The sequence below is a fragment of the Thioalkalivibrio sp. ALE28 genome (assembly GCF_000377425.1).
GTDB lineage: Bacteria > Pseudomonadota > Gammaproteobacteria > Ectothiorhodospirales > Ectothiorhodospiraceae > Thioalkalivibrio.
Window position 1 is genome coordinate 166425 of the sequence record NZ_KB898094.1, and the last position, 18275, is coordinate 184699.

The 18275-nt window shown below is 67.9% G+C and carries 18 protein-coding genes; 4 read left to right on the forward strand and 14 right to left on the reverse strand.

Annotated elements, in window-relative coordinates; all coding sequences use genetic code 11:
• Positions 1 to 24: 24 nt before the first annotated feature.
• Both D105_RS0102880 and D105_RS0102885 read right to left on the reverse strand, forming a co-directional pair.
• Positions 25 to 903: an undecaprenyl-diphosphate phosphatase gene (locus D105_RS0102880; RefSeq protein WP_018866359.1), complete on the reverse strand. Its 879-nt coding sequence runs from the start codon at positions 901 to 903 to the stop codon at positions 25 to 27.
• A 261-nt stretch (positions 904 to 1164) separates the two neighbouring features.
• Entirely contained in the window at positions 1165 to 2472 is a 1308-nt protein-coding gene (locus D105_RS0102885) for a methyl-accepting chemotaxis protein (RefSeq protein ID WP_018875513.1), read from the reverse strand.
• Positions 2473 to 2672: 200 nt separating this feature from the next.
• Here D105_RS0102885 and D105_RS0102890 point away from each other — a divergent pair, with 200 nt between their 5' ends.
• Positions 2673 to 3110 carry an Rrf2 family transcriptional regulator gene (locus D105_RS0102890; RefSeq protein WP_018875514.1) on the forward strand — a complete coding sequence of 146 codons (438 nt, stop codon included), beginning with the start codon at positions 2673 to 2675 and terminating at the stop codon, positions 3108 to 3110.
• A 19-nt stretch (positions 3111 to 3129) separates the two neighbouring features.
• Complete coding sequence (locus D105_RS0102895; RefSeq protein ID WP_018877428.1) at positions 3130 to 4839, forward strand: ExeM/NucH family extracellular endonuclease; 1710 nt, start codon at positions 3130 to 3132, stop codon at positions 4837 to 4839.
• A 10-nt stretch (positions 4840 to 4849) separates the two neighbouring features.
• On the opposite strand, the gene D105_RS0102900 is transcribed toward D105_RS0102895, so the two are convergent.
• The 4 genes from D105_RS0102900 to D105_RS0102915 form a co-directional block, all read right to left on the reverse strand.
• A complete protein-coding gene (locus D105_RS0102900) occupies positions 4850 to 5737 on the reverse strand; it encodes a mechanosensitive ion channel family protein (RefSeq protein WP_018877429.1) in 888 nt (295 codons plus the stop codon).
• A gap of 15 nt (positions 5738 to 5752) precedes the next feature.
• Positions 5753 to 6562: a hypothetical protein gene (locus D105_RS0102905; RefSeq protein WP_018877430.1), complete on the reverse strand. Its 810-nt coding sequence runs from the start codon at positions 6560 to 6562 to the stop codon at positions 5753 to 5755.
• A 77-nt stretch (positions 6563 to 6639) separates the two neighbouring features.
• Positions 6640 to 7740, reverse strand: coding sequence for a PA0069 family radical SAM protein (locus D105_RS0102910; protein WP_018877431.1), 1101 nt, complete (start codon positions 7738 to 7740; stop codon positions 6640 to 6642).
• Positions 7737 to 8111 carry a DUF1992 domain-containing protein gene (locus D105_RS0102915; RefSeq protein ID WP_018877432.1) on the reverse strand — a complete coding sequence of 125 codons (375 nt, stop codon included), beginning with the start codon at positions 8109 to 8111 and terminating at the stop codon, positions 7737 to 7739. The genes D105_RS0102910 and D105_RS0102915 overlap by 4 nt, the downstream gene beginning before the upstream one ends.
• 115 nt (positions 8112 to 8226) lie before the next feature.
• Here D105_RS0102915 and D105_RS0102920 point away from each other — a divergent pair, with 115 nt between their 5' ends.
• On the forward strand, positions 8227 to 10191 hold the full coding sequence (locus D105_RS0102920; protein ID WP_018880607.1) for a bifunctional diguanylate cyclase/phosphodiesterase: 1965 nt from the start codon (positions 8227 to 8229) through the stop codon (positions 10189 to 10191).
• A 10-nt stretch (positions 10192 to 10201) separates the two neighbouring features.
• Here D105_RS0102920 and D105_RS0102925 read toward each other — a convergent pair whose 3' ends face one another.
• From D105_RS0102925 to D105_RS0102950, 6 genes are all read right to left on the reverse strand, one after another.
• On the reverse strand, positions 10202 to 10681 hold the full coding sequence (locus D105_RS0102925; protein WP_018866368.1) for a hypothetical protein: 480 nt from the start codon (positions 10679 to 10681) through the stop codon (positions 10202 to 10204).
• A 103-nt stretch (positions 10682 to 10784) separates the two neighbouring features.
• Positions 10785 to 11819 carry a dihydroorotase gene (pyrC, locus tag D105_RS0102930; protein WP_018866369.1) on the reverse strand — a complete coding sequence of 345 codons (1035 nt, stop codon included), beginning with the start codon at positions 11817 to 11819 and terminating at the stop codon, positions 10785 to 10787.
• A 56-nt stretch (positions 11820 to 11875) separates the two neighbouring features.
• Complete coding sequence (locus tag D105_RS0102935) at positions 11876 to 12133, reverse strand: DUF167 domain-containing protein (protein WP_018877434.1); 258 nt, start codon at positions 12131 to 12133, stop codon at positions 11876 to 11878.
• Positions 12134 to 12159: 26 nt separating this feature from the next.
• Entirely contained in the window at positions 12160 to 12906 is a 747-nt protein-coding gene (locus D105_RS0102940; protein WP_018866371.1) for a class I SAM-dependent methyltransferase, read from the reverse strand.
• 71 nt (positions 12907 to 12977) lie between these two features.
• Entirely contained in the window at positions 12978 to 14006 is a 1029-nt protein-coding gene (locus D105_RS0102945) for a hypothetical protein (RefSeq protein WP_018877435.1), read from the reverse strand.
• A gap of 138 nt (positions 14007 to 14144) precedes the next feature.
• Positions 14145 to 14978, reverse strand: a complete 834-nt coding sequence (locus D105_RS0102950) for an alpha/beta hydrolase (RefSeq protein ID WP_018877436.1) — start codon at positions 14976 to 14978, stop codon at positions 14145 to 14147.
• Between the two features lie 124 nt (positions 14979 to 15102).
• Here D105_RS0102950 and D105_RS0102955 point away from each other — a divergent pair, with 124 nt between their 5' ends.
• On the forward strand, positions 15103 to 17301 hold the full coding sequence (locus D105_RS0102955) for a bifunctional (p)ppGpp synthetase/guanosine-3',5'-bis(diphosphate) 3'-pyrophosphohydrolase (protein WP_018877437.1): 2199 nt from the start codon (positions 15103 to 15105) through the stop codon (positions 17299 to 17301).
• A 99-nt stretch (positions 17302 to 17400) separates the two neighbouring features.
• On the opposite strand, the gene D105_RS0102960 is transcribed toward D105_RS0102955, so the two are convergent.
• The gene (locus D105_RS0102960; protein ID WP_018877438.1) at positions 17401 to 17790 is read right to left on the reverse strand and encodes a flagellar protein FliT; all 390 of its coding nucleotides are present in this window, start codon (positions 17788 to 17790) and stop codon (positions 17401 to 17403) included.
• A 51-nt stretch (positions 17791 to 17841) separates the two neighbouring features.
• Positions 17842 to 18249 carry a flagellar export chaperone FliS gene (gene fliS / locus D105_RS0102965; RefSeq protein WP_018866376.1) on the reverse strand — a complete coding sequence of 136 codons (408 nt, stop codon included), beginning with the start codon at positions 18247 to 18249 and terminating at the stop codon, positions 17842 to 17844.
• Positions 18250 to 18275 lie beyond the last annotated feature (26 nt).

The window sequence follows — 18275 nt, forward strand, 5'->3', positions numbered from 1 at the left end:
AGCCGGGGTACTCGCGTGCCCCGATCAGTGGCCGTACATGATGTCCACGTCGAGGAAACCGAACAGGACCAGTAGCGCCAGCGCCCAGAGGTAGAAGGAGAAGACCTTCAGGTTGGCGCGGTACAGGAAGAACAGCACCATCTTCAGCGACACGATCCCGACCAGCGCGGATACCACAAAGCCCACCGCCAGGGCCGTCCAGTTCAGGTCGCCAAGGCCGTTGCCGTTGAGGACGTCCAGCGACTGCACGGCGGTCGCCGCCAGGATCGTGGGGATCGCGAGGAAAAAGCTGTACTCCGCCGCCCAGCGCCGCTTGAGCCCGGTGAACAGCGCGAAGACGATCGTCATTCCGCTGCGCGAGAGCCCGGGAATCAGCGCGAAACCCTGCGCCACGCCGATGATCGCCGCGATCTTCGGGCTCAACTGGCGCAGGCCCAGCGGGCGCCGCTGCAACCGGTCCGTCCACCACAGCAGCACGCCGGTGAGGCTGAGCGTCCCGGCGATCAGCGTCGGGTGGGCAAACACCTGCTCGAACCCGGCCTTCAGGGTAAAACCCACGACGGCGGTCGCGAACACCGACAACCCGCACAGCAGCGCCAGGCGCAGGAACAGCATCTCGCGCCCCGCGGAGCCCCGGGCGGAGGCCCACTGCCAGCTCTCGCGGGCGATCCCGCCACTCAGCCGCAGCAGGCTCTTGCGGAAGACAAAGACGATCGATACCAGCGTGCCGACGTGCACCACCAGATCGAACAGGATCATCTCCGGGCTTTCCGGGGGCGGCAGTGGCTCACCCTGACGAATCAGCCAGTGCTGGGTCAGAACCAAGTGGGCGGTCGAGCTGACCGGAAGAAACATGAAGATGCCCTGCACGATCCCGAGCAGGGTGGCGACCCAGACTGTCATGACAGGTGCGACTCCGTGATCCCGAGGCGGGCCGCAGTATACGCAAACCACCCACCAGGCGTCGGTACCGGCGTCGCACCGCCGGCAAAAGCCCGGCCAGGAGCCAGTCGGATTTGGGTGATCGTCGCGAGCGTGGCGGGAGAGCGAGCCCATTTTTTCGGTCTCTCGAGGCGCATAGTGGGCACTATGTAACGAGAGAGAGCGGAAAAAGGGGCCGTTCTCCTGCGCGCGCAGCAGATCAGTCCCAAATCCAACTGGCTCCTAGACTCGGAACTGCGTCGTCAGACCTCGCAACTGCTCGATGCGCGCCACCAGGGCATCGGTCTCGCTGGCGGTGGCCTCGGCATTGGCCGCTGTCACCTGGGCCCCCTGACTGACCTCCGTGAGGGTGCCATCGACCTCGCGCGCGACCTCCGCCTGCTGTGACACGGCACCGGAGATCTCGTTGTTGAGATGCCGGATCCGCTCGACCGCCGAGCGGATCGACTGCAGGGCCTCGCCGGCACCGGCGGCCTCGTCCACGCCGGTCTCGCCCTTCTCCCGACTGCGCTCCATCGCCCCGGCCGCCGAGCGCGCACCCGCCTGCAGCCGCTCGATCATGGCCTGGATCTCGGTCGTGGACTCCTGCGTCCGGGTCGCGAGCGTCCGGACCTCGTCGGCGACCACGGCAAACCCCCGACCCTGCTCGCCCGCGCGGGCCGCCTCGATGGCCGCATTCAGTGCCAGCAGGTTGGTCTGCTCGGCGATCCCGCGTATCACATCGAGAACCGACCCGATCTGGTCCGACTCGGCCTGAAGACGCGCCACCTGTTCGTTGGCGGTGCCGATCTCGCTCGCCAGCTCGCGCATGGTGCGCACGGTTGTGTCGACCACGCCGGAGCCGGTCCGGGTCTCGGTCTCGGCCTGGTCGGCCGCCTCGGAGGCCGTGCGCGCGTTACGGGCGATCTCCTCGGCGGAGGCCGTCATCTGGTTCATGGCTGTCGCCACCTGGCCCAGCCGCGCCTGTTGCTGCTGCACCTCCTGGTTGGTCTCCTCCGCCACGCGGTGCAGGGTGCCAACCGACTCCCCCAGCTCCCGGGCATGCTCCACCATCTCCGAGACCATGCGCTGCAGACGCTCGATGAAGGCGTTGAACAGGCGGGCCAGGCGGTCGATGCCGTCGTTGCGCGGGGCCTCGATGCGCTGGCGCAGATCCCCCTCACCCTCCGAGACCGCACGGAAGCGCCCGGCCAGTCCAGCCAGGCGGCGACGGATCATGAACACGAACAGGAAGTACACCACCACGATCACGCCAATCGCCACGCCCAGCATCATCGCGTTGACCTGCCAGGCCGCGACATCCAGCAGCCGGTCCACCGCAGCGGCCACTTCGGCCTCCAGGGCCGGCGTGGTCGCGTGCTCCTGCATGACCTGCTCCAGGGTGGCCTCCATCCCGCCCTTCAGCGTGGCCGTATGCCAGAACACCGCCGCGGCGGCGATCAGGAAGAACACCCCAACGATCGCACTCAATGCGAGCGAGAAACGTCCCGCCAGCGAAAGGCGACTCAGCCACCCACTCTCCTGCTCCATTGCTGCCCCCTGATGCCGGTACACTCCGGCTTTTGTTATCGCTGTAACGACCCACCGGCCCGAAGCTGTAGGCCGATGTGCACCTGTGCTTCACGCGAACGCAACGCATGCGCTTGTGACGCAGGTCCGGACCGATTAAGGTTCTCTGAAATATACGTTCAAGCATATCCTCGATCACCGCGAACCGACGAAACCCTCCTATGCAGCTCACCCGCTATACCGATTTTTCCCTTCGCGTCCTGATGTACCTCACCGTGCAGCCGCGCGAGCAGCGCGTAACCGTCAGCGACATCTCCGAGCAGTTCGCCATCCCCCGCAACCACCTGGTCAAGATCGTGCACCAGCTCGGCCAGAAGGGCTACATCATCACCCGGCGCGGCAAGGGGGGCGGGATCTCGCTCGCCTGCGAACCCGCGGAGATCAACGTCGGCAGCGTAATCCGCGACATGGAGCCGAACCTGAACGTGGTGGACTGCGAGAACCCCGTCTGCCCGATCCTGCCCGCCTGCCAGTTGCGCGGTGTTCTCAACGACGCACGCGACGCCTTCCTCGCCGTGCTCGACCGCTACACCATTGCCGATGTGACCCAGGCGCCCGACTACCTCTACGAGCTCCTGCATCCCGGCAAGAGCGCCTGAACGCCGGTATCCTTCGGCCATGGAACGGCCCGACCCGGCACCCCGAAAACGAACCGCCCTGCAAGCGCACACCGGCGCCCGCTGGCTGGCCGTGGCCCTGCCGTGCCTGCTGGCGCTCGCGAGCGCCGACGCACGCCAGGCCTGTCCCGATCCCGGGACCACACCCACCCCCCTCGCCGAACTGCGCGCGGGGACCCTCCCCGAAGGAACGGAGGTGGTCGCGGAAGGCACCGTAACCGGCGTCTTCATGGACACGGACCAGCTGGGGGGCTTCTACCTGCAACAGGACTCGGGCGCCGCGGCCACGGGCCTGTTCGTCTACGCCCCACGAAGGGACCCGGTCGCGGCCGGGCAGCGCCTGCAGGTGCACGGCGCCTTCACCCGCCATCGAGGCCGCCCCCAACTCTCGCAACTGGACGCGGTGGTGACCTGCGCCGACGGCGAACCGCCCGCCCCCGTCGACCTGCGCCTGCCCGACGCGGCCGACCGGCTGGGCGACTTTATCGACCAGCCGGTCCGTTTCCCGCAGCGCCTGACGGTCACGGACAACCGGGACCTCGGCCGCTACGGAAGCATGACGCTGGCCGCCGACGGGCGCCTGACGCACCCGGGCCAGACCGCCCCCGCGGACAGCCCGTGGCGCCAGGACAGGGATCGGCGGATCGAACTGGACGACGGGAGCTATCGCGCGAACCCCGACCCGATCCCGTACCTCGACGACCAGGGGACCCGCCGCGCGGGAAGCTCGGTGGAAGGCCTCACCGGCATCCTCACCCACGCCTTCGGCGCGTACCGGATCCACCCTACCGAGCCCGTTGACTGGACCGGCGGCCAGCGTCCCGACCCGGTGCCAACCGCGGATGCGGGTGACCTGCGCATTGCCACCGCGAACATGGAGAATGACTTCGTCACGCTGGGCGAGCGTGGTGCGCAGACCCCGGCCGAGCGCCAACGCCAGACCGCCAAGCTGGATGCCCTGCTGCAGGGCCTGGATGCGGACCTGCTGGGCGCGGTCGAACTGGAAAATGCCGCGTCCGCGCGCGAGACCCTGGTGGCGCGCCTGAACGCCCGCCCCGGGAAGCGTGGCGAATATGCGGCCATCGTTCACCCGGCACCGGGGGACGACGCGATCAAGGTCGGCCTGCTCTACCGGCCGGAACGGCTGCGTTTGGTCGACACGGCCGCCGACCGCGATTCCGTCCACCACCGCCCCCCGCTGCTGGGCTGGTTCGAAGCGGGCGGTACCGGCGAACATCTCGGTGCCGTGGTCGTACACTTCAAGGCCAAGAGCGGCTGCCCCGACAGCGGCGATATCGACCGTGGCCAGGGCTGCTGGAACCAGCGCCGTACCGCGCAGGCCGAACGCCTCGTCGCCTGGATACGCGAACAGCAAAGCGGCGAGTTCACGGATGCCCCGGTCGTGGTCCTGGGCGATCTCAACGCCTATGCCGCCGAGGACCCCCTGCACGTCCTCCATGCCGCAGGAAAACACGATCTCGTGCACGACGACCCGAGTACCGCCCATACCTACGTCTTTCGCGGCCAGGCCGGGCAGCTGGACTACCTGCTGGGGCCCGACACGCTGCGTGAACGGGTCCGGGACGGCGCCACCTGGGCGGTCAACGCCGACGAACCGGAATTCCTCGGATTTGATGGCCGCGCCCCCGCCGACGGGCCCTGGCGCGCCTCGGACCACGACCCGGTCTGGGCCGACCTGCGCCTGGACTAGGAGCCTCCCCTCAGTCGCGGGTGTCCGGTTCCGCCGGCGTGGCGGCCTCCGCCTCGGCAGCAGACAGGTTGTCGACGATCCGTACCGGCAACGGCCCGCCCAGGCTGCCCAGGGTCCTCTGCGGGAACGGGATTTCGATACCGGCCTCGTCCAGTGCCGCCTTCACCCCCTCGTGCATGGAGTTACGCAGGTCCAGGAATTTCTCCCGCCGCGCCCAGACCGAGAGCTGGATCTTCAGCGCGGAGTCGCCGTACTCGAGGAAGATGAACAACGGCTTGGGCTCCTCCAGACAGACCGGGTTGCCCTCGGCGACCCCCATCAGCACGTCGCGCAACTGCTTGAGATCGGTGTGATAGGCGACCCCGATCTGCATGTCGAGCCGACGGATCGGGAACCGACTGAGGTTGGTCAGCTGGGACTTCACCAGGCTCTCGTTGGGCACCCGGACCATCAGGTTGTCGAAGGTCCGCAGCTTCACTGAGAGCGGATCGATGGACAGTACCTCGCCGGTGGCATCCCCCACCTTGATCACATCCCCGACAGAGAACGGCCGCTCACCGATCAGGAACAACCCGGAGATCAGGTTGGAGGCGGAGGTCTGCGAGGCAAAGCCCAGCGCCACCGTGAGGATCCCGGCCGCACCCAGCAGCACGGTCAGATCGAAGCCCAGCTCGCGCAGGGCCGAGGCCAGCACCAGGAGGACGATCACATAGAAGCTGATACGCCGGGTCAGCATCACCTGCTGGGCATCGAGCTTGTCTTCCAGCACCCGCGCCAGCCCGCGCGACACCAGACGCGCGACCAGCAGACCCACCAGCAGATAAACCGCCGCGCGGACGGCCGCGAGGAACGCCTCGCTGGTGACGAAGGCCTGCGCGGCCTGTAGCCATTCGTTCATCGTGTGCGTCGCCCCCTACTGAAACAGGGCGCTGAACGCCCGCACCATCAAATGCCGTCCGCCGGCCTCGCGGGGCTCGGCGATACGCTGCGCCCCCGTCGCGGCCCCGGGCGGCCCCGGGTCGATCTTCATCGCCGCCATGTCACGGTCCTCCTCGCGCTCCATGCGCACAGCCGGGGTCCACAGCCGATGGTGGCGATCGGCATACACCGGCAGTCGCGGCACCGGCAGGTTCACGCGCTCCAGGAACAGGGCATCGTCCGCCTTGTTGGCGATGGTCAGCGGCGTCACCACACGATGCGGCCGTTCCGGCACATCCGCCAGGTCCAGGCGCGCCTGGGTCCGGGTCGCGTAGCACAGCTCGCCATTCACGGTATTGGGGCCGAACCAGGTATCGGAAGGCGTATACACCGGGAATTCCTGCACCCGCGCCGCCCCCAGGTGCAGCTGCACCCAGGCCGGCGAACTGAGGTACAGGGTGACCTGCCCGTGGGCCGGCACGTAGAACGGATTCTGCGGGCGGCTCACCATCGGACGATCGGCCAGGGCCACGCGCAGCTCCGGCTCGGCATCGGGCGGGGCCCCCGCAAACCGCAGCAGGTCCTTGGCACTAGCGGGAATGGGTTCACTGCAGGGGACGTCGATCGCCAGGGTCGCGTCCGCCGCGTCACGCGGGCGCTCCAGCACCATCTGCCATTCCTGCCCCCCGTGCAGGAGCCACAGGTCCAGCGGACCGATGGACCAGCGACCGTGCGCGCCCGAGGCCAGCGGCCGCCGCCCCCACCAGGTCGCGGGATCGGTTCGCGTTGTCGAGGTCTCCGCCATCATCCCGTCCTTGCCATGCACAGCCTCACTGTAAACCAGAAACGGACGCCCGGGAGCCGGCGCCGCGCGTTCCCCGCTCAGAAAAGGTCCAGCTGCCCCTCCTCGCGTCTCTGCTGCGGGCGCGCTGGCGGCACGAACTGGCTGCAGTCCAGTTCTACCAAGCGGCCACCCAGGCCCGCCCGCCTCCGGGCCAGCCGGAAGCGCTGGCGCAGCAGCTCGGCATACGCCCCCGCCCCGCGCATGCGGTGCCCGAAGGTCGAGTCGTACAACCTGCCGCCATGCGCCTCGCGCAGGCGCTGCAGCACATGGTCCGCCTTGAGCGGATGGTGATGGCGCAACCAGTCCTCGAACAGCGGCGCCACCTCGCGTGGTAGACGCAACAGCACATATCCGGCGGCCACCGCCCCGGCGGTCGCACCCGCCTCCAGCAAAGACTCCACCTCGCCATCCGTCAGCACCGGGATCAGGGGTGCCACCAGAAGGCTCACGGGCACACCCGCCGCGCTCAACCGCTTGATAGTCTGAAAACGCCGTTGCGGAGCCGCGGCGCGCGGCTCCAGGTGCCGCGACAGGTTGCGGTCCAGCGTCGTCACCGATACGGCGACCTGGACCAGCCCGCGCTCGGCCATCGGGCCCAGCAGATCCAGATCGCGCTCCACCAGGGCCGACTTGGTCACGATCGACACCGGATGCCCGGTCTCCGCCAGGACCTCCAGCAGCTGCCGCGTAATCCGCCAATCCCGTTCCACGGGCTGATAGGCATCGGTGTTGATACCCAGCGCAAGTGGCGTCACACGGTGGGACGGGCGGGCCAGCTCGCGCCGCAGGCATTCGGCCGCGCCCACCTTGGCAAACAGCCGGCTCTCGAAGTCGAGGCCAGGGGACAACCCGACGTAGGCATGCGCCGGGCGGGCGAAGCAGTAGGCACAGCCGTGTTCACAGCCCCGATACGGGTTCAGCGAAAGCTCGAAGGGCACATCCGGCGACTGGTTCCACGACAGCACGCGGCGTGGATGCTCGACGGTCACCTCCGTACGCAGGGGCGGCGGCGCCTCGCCATCGCCTTCCCAGCCATCATCGAAGGGTTCTCTCTGGGTGGCCTCGAAGCGGGCATGCGGGTCCAGAGTCGCCCCGCGCCCTCGTGAAAGCCCCCTCGTGGGACCGCAGCGCTCGGTCATCGGGTCAGCCCGTCCATGCGCTCGCACAGCTGGCGAAAATAGCCGGACTCGGACAACATCGCCCGGCCTTCGCCGCTCTGGTTCAGCCGGTCCAGCAGGAGCCGCAGGCGCCGCGCGGCGTGCTGCCGAGAGGCCTCGTCATCCGCCGCCTGCAGCAGGGCCTCCGCCGATGCGATCGCGCCCCGGATCCGCACCGCCTCCGGCACATAGCCGGCATTCTTCAGCACGCGATAGGCCATGCGCAGCTCTTCCGGCACCGCGCGGTCATCGTCCAGCTCCAGCGGCCGGCCAGCCCCCGGGAGGTCGTCGAACGCCCCGCGACGCGCCGCATCCGCCAGTTTCGCCTCGATTTGTGCCTCATTAAGCAGCATCGCTCGCCCCGTCAACCGCATCCGTTATGCCGGCCGAACCCGCCCTGTTGAGGACCGAACGGGTTTACCGTAAGGTCCGCCGCACCCGCACAACACGACCAGCGCACGGACCCCGATGGCAGCCACTTCGCGAGACAACCCGTCGGCGTCCGCCGTGCGTTCCCTCGCGCCGGCCCGCGAGGCCCTGCGCGCGGACCCGCGGTTCGACACCTACCTGACTCGGCAGATCCCGGTGCTGGTGGCATTATCGCTGCTGCCCGGGCTCGGGTATATCCTGCTGGGCGCCCTGCACGATGCGCTTGTCGCGGCCGCCTCCTGGTACGCAGTCATGTTTGCCGCCTCGCTCTGGGGAGTCCAGCTTTTCTGGCGGTACCACCGATCGCCGCTGTCACCGGAGCAGCGCAGCCGCTGGCGCCTGCGGCTGACGCTCTTTCTTTATCTCTACCTGGCGCTGTGGACCTGGATCTTTCTGGTCTTCGTGCGCCTCGACGCCCAGAACCTGCACTACATCGCCATCTTCACGCAGATCGGCGCCACCACGGTCGTCGCGGCCCTGCTCTACCCGGCCCCGTGGGTCTTCCGCCCGTTGATCCCGGCCATGATGGTGCCGCTGGCCGGCTACTTCCTGCTGATCGGTGACTGGTATGGCTACGTGCTGGCCGCCTTCTCCGCGACCCTGGCCCTGGTGCTGTACTACGCCGCCAGCAGCAGCTTCGGGCTTCTGCGCGACAGCCTGTATCAGGCCTCGCACGACGCCCTCACCGGGCTCAACAACCGCGCCGCCTTCATCGAGCACCTCGAGCAGAGCCTCGAGGTGCTGCAGCATCATCGCCAGCATTCGTTTCTGCTGCTGATCGACCTGGATCATTTCAAGACGGTCAACGACCTTCTGGGCCACGACATCGGCGACGAGTTGCTGAAGTCCGTGACCCGCGACTTCGCCAACACCCTGCCGCCGGGCCACCATCTCGCCCGTCTGGGCGGCGACGAGTTCGTGATCGTCGCCCCCGGAAAGGAAGACCGGCATACCTGCGAACGGGCGGCCCGGCGCCTGGCGCACTCGCTGCTGCGGGTGGTCAAGACGCCCTACATCATCCGCAATCATCATCTGCATGTCAGTGCCAGTATTGGCATCCGCCTGATCGAGCCGCACGCGGGGATCGACTCGCACCAGCTGGTCCGCGAGGCCGACATCGCCATGTACGAGGTGAAGGACCGCGGGCGCGACGGCGTGGTGGTGTTCAGCGACGAACTGTCGCGGGCGGTGGAACGGCACCTGCAGATCGAGCGCTGCCTGCATTTCGCGCTGCAGAACCGGGAGATCGAGGTGCTCTTCCAGCCGCAGCTCGACCGCGACGGCCGCATCCGCAGCGCCGAAAGCCTGATCCGCTGGAACAGCGCCGAACTGGGCCCGGTTTCCCCCGCGGAATTCATCCCGATCGCCGAGCAGACCGGCTTCATCAGCGAACTGGGCGACACCGTGATCGCTCGGGCCTTCCAGACCCTGCGCGACTGGGATCGCGCCGGCTTCCACCTGGAACAGCTCGCGATCAACATCAGCCCGCGCCAGCTGGTGCACCTGAATTTCGTGCAGCGCATGCAGGAGCTGATCGCGCGCCACCTGGGCCGTGAACACGCGCATCGCATCACACTGGAGATTACCGAACACGTCGTCGCCGAGGATACCGACCGCGTCGTGTACATCATGCAGGCCCTGCGCGACATGGGCCTGCGTTTCTCGATGGACGACTTCGGCACCGGGTTCTCGTCACTGAGCTACCTGAAGCGCCTGCCCTTCGACGAACTCAAGATCGATCGCAGCTTCGTGCGCCAGGTCGACCACGACCCCGGTGATCAGGCGATGGTGCGGACCATCTGCGACATCGCCCGGCAGTTCGAGCTGGAAGTCGTCGCGGAGGGGGTCGAGACCGAGGCCCAGTACCAGTGGCTGGCCACGCACGGGAACCTGCGCTTCCAGGGCTACCTGTTCGCCCGCCCCATGGAGGCCGGCGCCTTTCTCGACTATTGCCAGGGAATCCCGGCACCGAGCCGTGCGGTGGCGCCGTCGACCGGAGGGTAGCGGCCCGGGATCAGGCGCCGCCGGTCGCGGCCGGCACCACCCAGAGCGTGAGCGACAGCAGGATCGCCGTCAGGCTTACCCCGATGATCGGCAGCATCATCACCCCGGCCAGCGCCTCGCGCCGAAACAGGCGCACGGCCATCCCGCCCAGCGTCAGCGTCCACCCGATCGCGACAAAGAACGCCAGGGCGTTGAGCTCCGCGCGCCACAGCAGGATGAGCGCCACCGGCAGCCCGAGATTCAGGATCACGACCCCCATCTCCTGGCTCCCCGCCGCCCGTCCGGCGGACAGGGCATAGGCGTACGCGGCCCAGACCATCAGCAGGCCGAAGCCGAGCGCACCCGCCGCGGGCGAACTGAGCGGGGCCCGCAGGATGGCCGCCCCGGCCGGTTCCAGCCCGACCCCCAGCGCAATGATCAGCAGCGCCACCCCCAGGCTGATGGCCAGCCAGAACCACAGGGTTCCGCGTTGCACATTCGGTTCCGTCATATCCTGGTCCTCGTCCTGTCGGTGGCTGCCTGACCTGCTGACCGCGCGCGTCCTTCAGGGTTCGCGTTGTCCGATCGCACCCTGGATACAGCCCGGCCCCTGATTACCGGGCCAGCTGCCAGGCAATGGTCTCGCCCGCGCGCAGCGGTACACCCGGGTCATGCCCGAAGAGTACTGCCTCGGGCACGGTCCAGGGTGAGCGTTCCAGCGTCAGGGTGTCGGTGTTGCGCGGCAGTTTGTAGAAATCGGGCCCGAAATGGCTGGCGAATCCCTCCAGACGATCCAGCGCATCCGCGGCGGCAAAGGCCTCCGCATACAGCTCGATGGCCGCATGCGCGGAATAGATTCCCGCGCAGCCACAGGCCGACTCCTTCGCGTGGCGCGGATGCGGCGCGCTGTCCGTGCCCAGGAAAAAGCGCGGATGGCCGCTGGTCGCGGCCTCCACCAGTGCCTTGCGATGGCGCTCGCGCTTGAGGATCGGCAGGCAGAAGTGATGCGGGCGCATCCCGCCGGCAAACAGCGCATTGCGGTTGTAGAGCAGATGCTGGGGCGTGATGGTGGACGCGACATTGGCCGGCCCGTCCTGGATGAACTGCACGGCCGACTCGGTCGTGATGTGTTCCAGCACCACCCGCAGCTCCGGAAAGTCGCGGATCAAGGGCTCCAGGTGGCGCTCGATGAACACCGCCTCGCGATCGAAGATGTCCACGTCCGGATCCGTCACCTCGCCGTGGATCAACAGCGGCAGGTCCACCCGCTGCATGGCCTCGAACACCGGGTAGCAGCGGCGGATATCCGTCACGCCACTGGCCGCGTTGGTCGTGGCGCCGGCCGGGTACAGCTTCACCCCGTGCACAAAGCCGGAGGCCTTTGCCGCGTCGATCATGCCCGGGGTCGTGCCCTCGGTCAGATAGAGCGTCATCAGGGGCTCGAAATCGGCCTCCTCCGGCAACGCCGCCAGGATGCGGTCGCGGTACTCCGCCGCAGCCTCCAGCGTGGTCACCGGCGGCTTCAGGTTGGGCATGATGATCGCGCGCCGGAAGCGGCGCGCGGTATCCGGCAGCACCGACGCCAGCACATCGCCATCCCGCAGGTGCAGGTGCCAGTCGTCCGGTCGGGTCAGGGTCAGGCGGTTCATCCGTAGTTCCCTTCGCAGGGGCCCGCACCGTACGGGCCCGTCACAGTCATCAGTTATCAGGATAGCGCGGAGCGCAAGTCGGTCTCGGACCAGCCCTCCACCAGTAACGTCTTGTTACGCGAGTTCGCGCCTGCCACCACCCGCACAGCCGACTTCGGGCATGGCAGTTTCGCTGCCAGCAGCTCGATCACGGCCGCATTGGCGCGGCCCTTCTCCGGCGGCGCCTGGACCTGCAGCTTGAGGGTCTCCCCCATCCAGCCGGCCACCGCGTTGCGCTTGCTGCCCGGGGCGACCTTCACCTTCAGCCGCGCCATGCGAAACACTGAGCCATGTATACGCTCTACTCGGCGGGCCGCGTCGCCATGTAGGCACTGAACACGCCCAACTGCACATCCCGCTGCACGTCCTCGAACCCGACCGCGCGCAGGGTGTCCTGGATCTCTTCCGGCGGCACGCACTGGTCGATGGTGTCCCAGAAATAGCGCATCAACAGGTGGCCGTCGGGATCGCGGGTCAACACCTTGCCGACGAACGGCACGAAGTCCCGGAAATAGAAACGCGCCAGCGCGAACTGGCGCCGGGTCCGTGGCCGCGAGACCTCCAGGATGGTGCAGCGACCGCCCGGCTTGAGCACGCGGAAATACTCGCTGAACAGTTCATGCAGATCCCGCACATGGCGCAGCCCGTAACCCATGTACAGGCGGTCGAACTGGCGGTCCGGCAGCGGCATCTGCTCGCCGAGGCTCTGGACGAAGGTCGCGTCCATCTTGGTGCGGGCGATGTCCATCATGCCACGGCTCGGATCCACGCAGGTCAGATGGTCGTCGCCCACCACCTTCCGGATCTCCTGCGCGACCGGCCCCGTCCCGGTCGCCACATCCAGGACGTTCATCCCGGCCTTCAGGCCGGACTTCTTCAGCACGAAGCGGCGATAGGCCTGCCCCGTCCCGAAAAAACCGACCCGCAGGATGCGGTCATAGTACGGGGCCGTCCGGTCGAACAGGTCGTCGACGTAGGCGCGGCGGCTGCCCTCGTCCCCGTAGTAGTCCTTCAGGACCGGGTGCGGCTTCTTGGTCGTTGGCTGCATTGCGTATTCTCCCAGGCAGGGGACCAGGGGCCGACCAGACACTGCGGCCGACCCGATCCGGCGTCAGTTCATCATGGCATTGCGAGCGCCTCGCACAGGCGCTCCGAGCACTGTCCCTCGATCTCCACCAGCAATTCCTCGCGACAGATGTCGCCATGCAGCAGAAGCCAGGGGATGTGGTGACCCAGGCGCGCCCGCAGGTGGTTCTCCACGGCGGGCGCATCCTCGGCGTGGCGCAGATAGACCTTGAGCAGCGAGAGCGCCTGCGGCGTTTCCGCTCGCACCGGGTGGTGGGTGGAGGCCTGCTCCAGCAAAGCCCCGATATTGCGCAGGCTCTCGTCAATCTGCGCCTCGAGATCCCCCACATGGCGGCTTTCATGGCCCACGATGCTGGCCGTGCCCGAAATGAACAGCTCGGCGGCCTGCGGGCCCGGCTGCCAGAGGCTGGCGCGGGCAAACGAGGGGCTGCGCGGCCCGTACTGCCGGGGGTAGCGGTAGGCACTGACCTGGCGCGGATTCTCGATGCGCGCCGCGGCCTCGCGCGTCGCAATGAAGTAGATCAGCAGGCCGTCGGAGTGCGTGCCGATCGCCGTGGCCGCCGGCAGGATGCGCTCGTACTCCGGCAAGGCCTCGAAGACCTGCGCCCGCCCGCTGCAGAACCCGCGATAGCGCTCCTGCCCGTCGACCGGATCATTGATGGCCGGGAGGTAGTTCCAGACCCGCACCAGGTGGTCAAAGCCCAGCGCCCGACAACCGGAGAGGATCTCGCGGTAGGCGCGTTCCGTCAGCGGTTCCGGGTCCGCGCGGGCATCCAGCGGCGCATGCCAGCAGCCCACCAGGCAGTCGCGGCCGCGCAGGTAGATCAGCGAGCCGTCTGCCCCTGTCTCCCCGCGTACGCCGTCCGGCAGCGACCAGCACTCCACCCAGTCCGTATCGCGGCCCAGCGGCTCCAGCCCCACGTGGATCTCCAGGCGTCCGGGCTTGCGCTCGACACCACTTGTGCCACCAAAACGAATCACCACGGACGCCGAGGCGCCGTCCGGATCCTGTGCTCGACGGTAGGTGACCGTCAGCGGGGCTTTGTCAGCGGATTCCATCATTCAGTGGGAGCGGGAGGCGCATCGCCTCTCCATCGGCATCCATTCCGGCCAGAACAGCGGCGCAGTCTACCAATCTCCCGCGCTGGAGACACGGTCTCCTGGCGGGCCGGGGCCCGCCAGAATGTCGCTGGGCTTCCGTCAGGGCTCGTCAAGCTCGATACCCGCCTCGGTCAGAAATGCCCGCAGGCCTTCGAGGTAGGCATCCCCGGTGGCCAGAAAGGCCTCGTTATGGCCGCCTTCCATTTCCAGCAGTCGAGCCTGCCCGGCGGCCGCGTACAGCCGTTCGGTGTGGGCAAACGGCACGATCTCGTCGTCCACGCTGTGGGCCAGCAGCAGCGGCGCGGTGATGGCCTCGATGCGGCTCAGGGTGTCGTATTCGTGGCGCAACAGGGCCCGCACCGGCAGCCACGGATAGTGGCGCGCTCCGAGATCCGCGGCCGAGGTAAAGGCCGATTCCAGGATCACCGCGCCCGGCTCCACCCCGGTGGCCAGATCCGCCGCCACCGCCGCCCCCAGGGAACGCCCGAACACCACGACCGAGTCGGGGGCGATCGAGCGCGCTTCCGTCAGGTACTCCCAGGCGGCGCGGGCATCCGCGTAGGTGCCCGCCTCGTCCGGGCGGCCCGCGCTGCGGCCATAGCCGCGGTAGTCGATGATCAGGACGGCAAGCCCCAGTTCATGGAAGAGCTGCAGGGAGTGCAGTCGATGGCTGATATTGCCGGCATTGCCATGCAGAAACAGCAAGACCGGCGACTCCTCGCCCTGCGGCGACGGCACGAACCAGCCATGCAGCCGCACCCCGTCGGCAGTCACCAATTCGACGTCTTCGTAGTCCAGTCCAATGCGTTCCGGCGTGCCGGTCAGGTTGCTGGAAGGCATGTAGACCAGACGGTCCTGGGTCACGAAGATCAACCCGGTCATCAGGGCGTATCCGAGCCCTGCGAGCACCAGGATCTTGAACAGATTGGCCATATCCCGATCCTGACCGTCCAGTCGCCCCTGTGCAAGGCAAACACCGAGTGTGTGAAGCGCTCTCGCCCGTGCGCCCGGACCGGTACAATGCCCGCGAACGATCTGGCTGAAACGACCCTACCCCATGCGCCATTCGCTGCTTACCAATACGGATCTGCAGGGCCTCGACCGCGATGCGCTGCTGCGCCACTTCGCGGGCAGCCAGCCGCTGGACGATTCCACCGGCCAGCAACTGGCCGAGGCACTGGACCTGGCGCTGGAGGCGGTCGAGGCCGCCGGGCTCGAATCCCACCCGCTGGACGTGGCCGAGATCCTGCGCCACCTCAACGTGGACCGCCAGACGCTGATCGCAACCCTGCTGGTACCCGTCTATCTGGCCTCCCGGATCACCCCGGCCCGGATCGAAACGGACTTTAGTGCGGCTATCGCGCGTCTCACCACCAACGTCGCGGCCCTGGTGCGGCGCCGTTTCGAGGCGCCGGCGGGCCGGCCGGAACAGGCCGAGCGCCTGCGCCGCATGCTGATGGCGATGGTCGACGACGTGCGTGCCGTGCTGATCAAACTGGCGTTCCGCGTGCAGCACCTGCGCCTGCTGGTACGCGAGCCGGATGACAGCGCCCGAGCCCTCGCGCAGGAGACCCTGGACGTCATCGCGCCCCTGGCCAACCGCCTGGGCGTCGGCCAGCTCAAGTGGGAGATGGAAGACCTCGCCCTGCGCATCCTGGAACCGGAGACCTATCGCGAGATCGCCAGAGGCCTGGAAGAAAACCGCACGGAAAGAGAGACCTATGTAGAAGCATTTGCGCAGGCTCTTAAGGACCGCTTGCGCGCCGAAGGCATCGAGGCACGGGTCTTCGGGCGGCCCAAGCACATCTACAGCATCTGGAAGAAGATGCAGCGCAAGCGGACCTCGCTGTCCGAGTTGTACGATCTGCGCGCCACCCGCGTGATCGTCGACCAGCTGGCCACCTGCTACACCGTACTTGGCATCGTCCACAACGACTGGCGCCACCTGCCCAGCGAATTCGACGACTACATCGCCAACCCCAAGGACAACGGCTACCAGTCACTGCACACGGCCGTGGTCGGGCCGGAGGGCAAGGTCGTGGAGGTGCAGATCCGCACCCGCGAGATGGACGACTTCGCCGAGCTGGGGGTCGCCGCCCACTGGCGCTACAAGGAGGGCGGGCGCGAAGACCAGGCCCTCAACCGCGCCATCAACAGCCTGCGCCAGCTGCTGGAGGCCGCCGACAACAACGACCAGAACCTGCTCGACGAGATCCAGAGCGAGCCCCTGCACCAGCGCGTGTTCGTGCTTACCCCTCAGGGTGAGGTACTGGACCTGTCCCTGGGCGCAACCCCGCTGGACTTCGCCTACGCCGTCCATACCGAGGTCGGCCACCGCTGCCGGGGCGCCAAGGTGGACGGGCACATCGTCCCGCTCACCTACAGGCTGAAGTCCGGCGAGCGCGTCGAAGTCCTGACCACTCGCGAGGGCGGCCCCAGCCGCGACTGGCTCAACCCCAATCTCGGCTACCTGAACACCGCCCGCGCCCGCTCCAAGGTCCGCACCTGGTTCCGCCAGCAGCACCAGGACGAACACCTGGCCACCGGCAAGCACCTGTTCGATCGCGAATGCCAGCGTCTCGGCTGCGGACAGGACCTCGACCGCGGCGCCCTCGCCGAGGCCATGAAGTACCAGACCTTCGACGAGCTGCTGGTCGCGCTGGGTGCCGGCGACATCACCACGGCCCAGATCGCCGGGCGCATCTCCCAGCAGATGCGCGAGACGCGGGGTCGAGAAAAGCCCGCCGCGCCGCCGGCGCCCCAGCGCCCGCGGCGCCATGACGGCGAGGCAAAAGAGGACGACATCAAGATCCGCGGCGTCGGCGGCCTGCTGACCACCCGGGCGCGCTGCTGCAACCCGCAGCCCGGAGACCCCATCATCGGCTTCATCACCCGCGGTGCCGGCGTCTCCGTCCACCGCAGCGACTGCGTGAACATCCTGCGCATGCCGGAGGAAAAGCGCGGCCGCCTGATCCCGGTCTCCTGGGGCGAAGAACCGGAACGCGAGGCCATCACCCTGGAGGTGGACGCCCATGACCGCCCCGGCCTGCTCGGCGAGGTCGGCAACGCCTTCTCCGAATGCGGCATCAACCTCCTGCGCGTGAACACCCAGACCAACCGCGAGGACCGCAGCGTGCGCATGGAACTGGAAGCCGAATACAGCGACCTCGGCGAACTCAGCAACCTCTTCGACCGCCTCCAGGCCCTCGGCAGCATCCAGACCGTCCGCCGCCTCCCACCCGCGGCCTCCACGTAGACATGTAGGAGCCCAGCCCTCTGGGCGATCCGGGCCTGTCCAGTGCCGAATCGCCCAGAGGGCTGGGCTCCTACAGGACATGCGGAACGGCCTTCGGCCCTAACCCTCGGAACGCCCCCGACCGGTGCGCATGGAATGTCGGCGGGTCGTCTCGTAGGCGCTGGTGCCCTTGCGACCGGATTTCAGTTCGCGGATCTGCTGCGCGACCTCGGTGCGGCGCTGGTCCAGCTCCTGCACCGAGCTTTCGTAGAAGCGGCCAAGCTCCTCGAGCGCGGCGCGCAGTGCCGCCCCGGAGTCATCGCGGAGTGGCACCGGTTCCGGGCCGAAGGCCCGTTCAACCAGGCTGCGCGCCTGCCGATCCAGCTCCTGGAGCTCTTCCCAGTCCTCTTCAGCCACCGCGCGCGCCATGTGGGCGCGGATCGCCTCGACGGCATCTTCGAGCGTGGCTTCCGAACCGGCCCCACTGTTCGAAGTGGCGGGACCGCTCATGGGTAAAGGCCGGACTCAAAAACCGCGCAAAGAGCCATGCAAGGCCTTCCGCTAGCCTGCCCGGCGCTGGTCAGCCGGGATCTCGTCCCAGCCCGCCTTGATCTCGCGCAGCAGCTTGGCCACCTCGTCCAGAGCCGCGGGGTCATTCTGGGCGTTCGCCTCCAGCAGACGACGGCTCATGTATTCGTACAGGGCATCCAGGTTCCCGGCCAGTTCGGCATTGTGCTTGTGGTCCAGCACGGCCCGCAGCGACTCGACGATATCGATCGCCTTGCCGATCTTCTCGCCCTTCAGGCCCACGTTACCCTGCTGCATCGCACCCTTGGCCACGGCAATCCGCTCCAGTGCGCCCTCGAAAAGCATCTGGATCAGCCGGTACGGGTCCGCTACCTGCGCCTCGGCCAGCGCGCCCGACTGCCGGTACTGGTTCACCGCTCGATTCATGCCCGGTCCGTACATGCGTTGCTCTCCGTTATCCGTTCGCC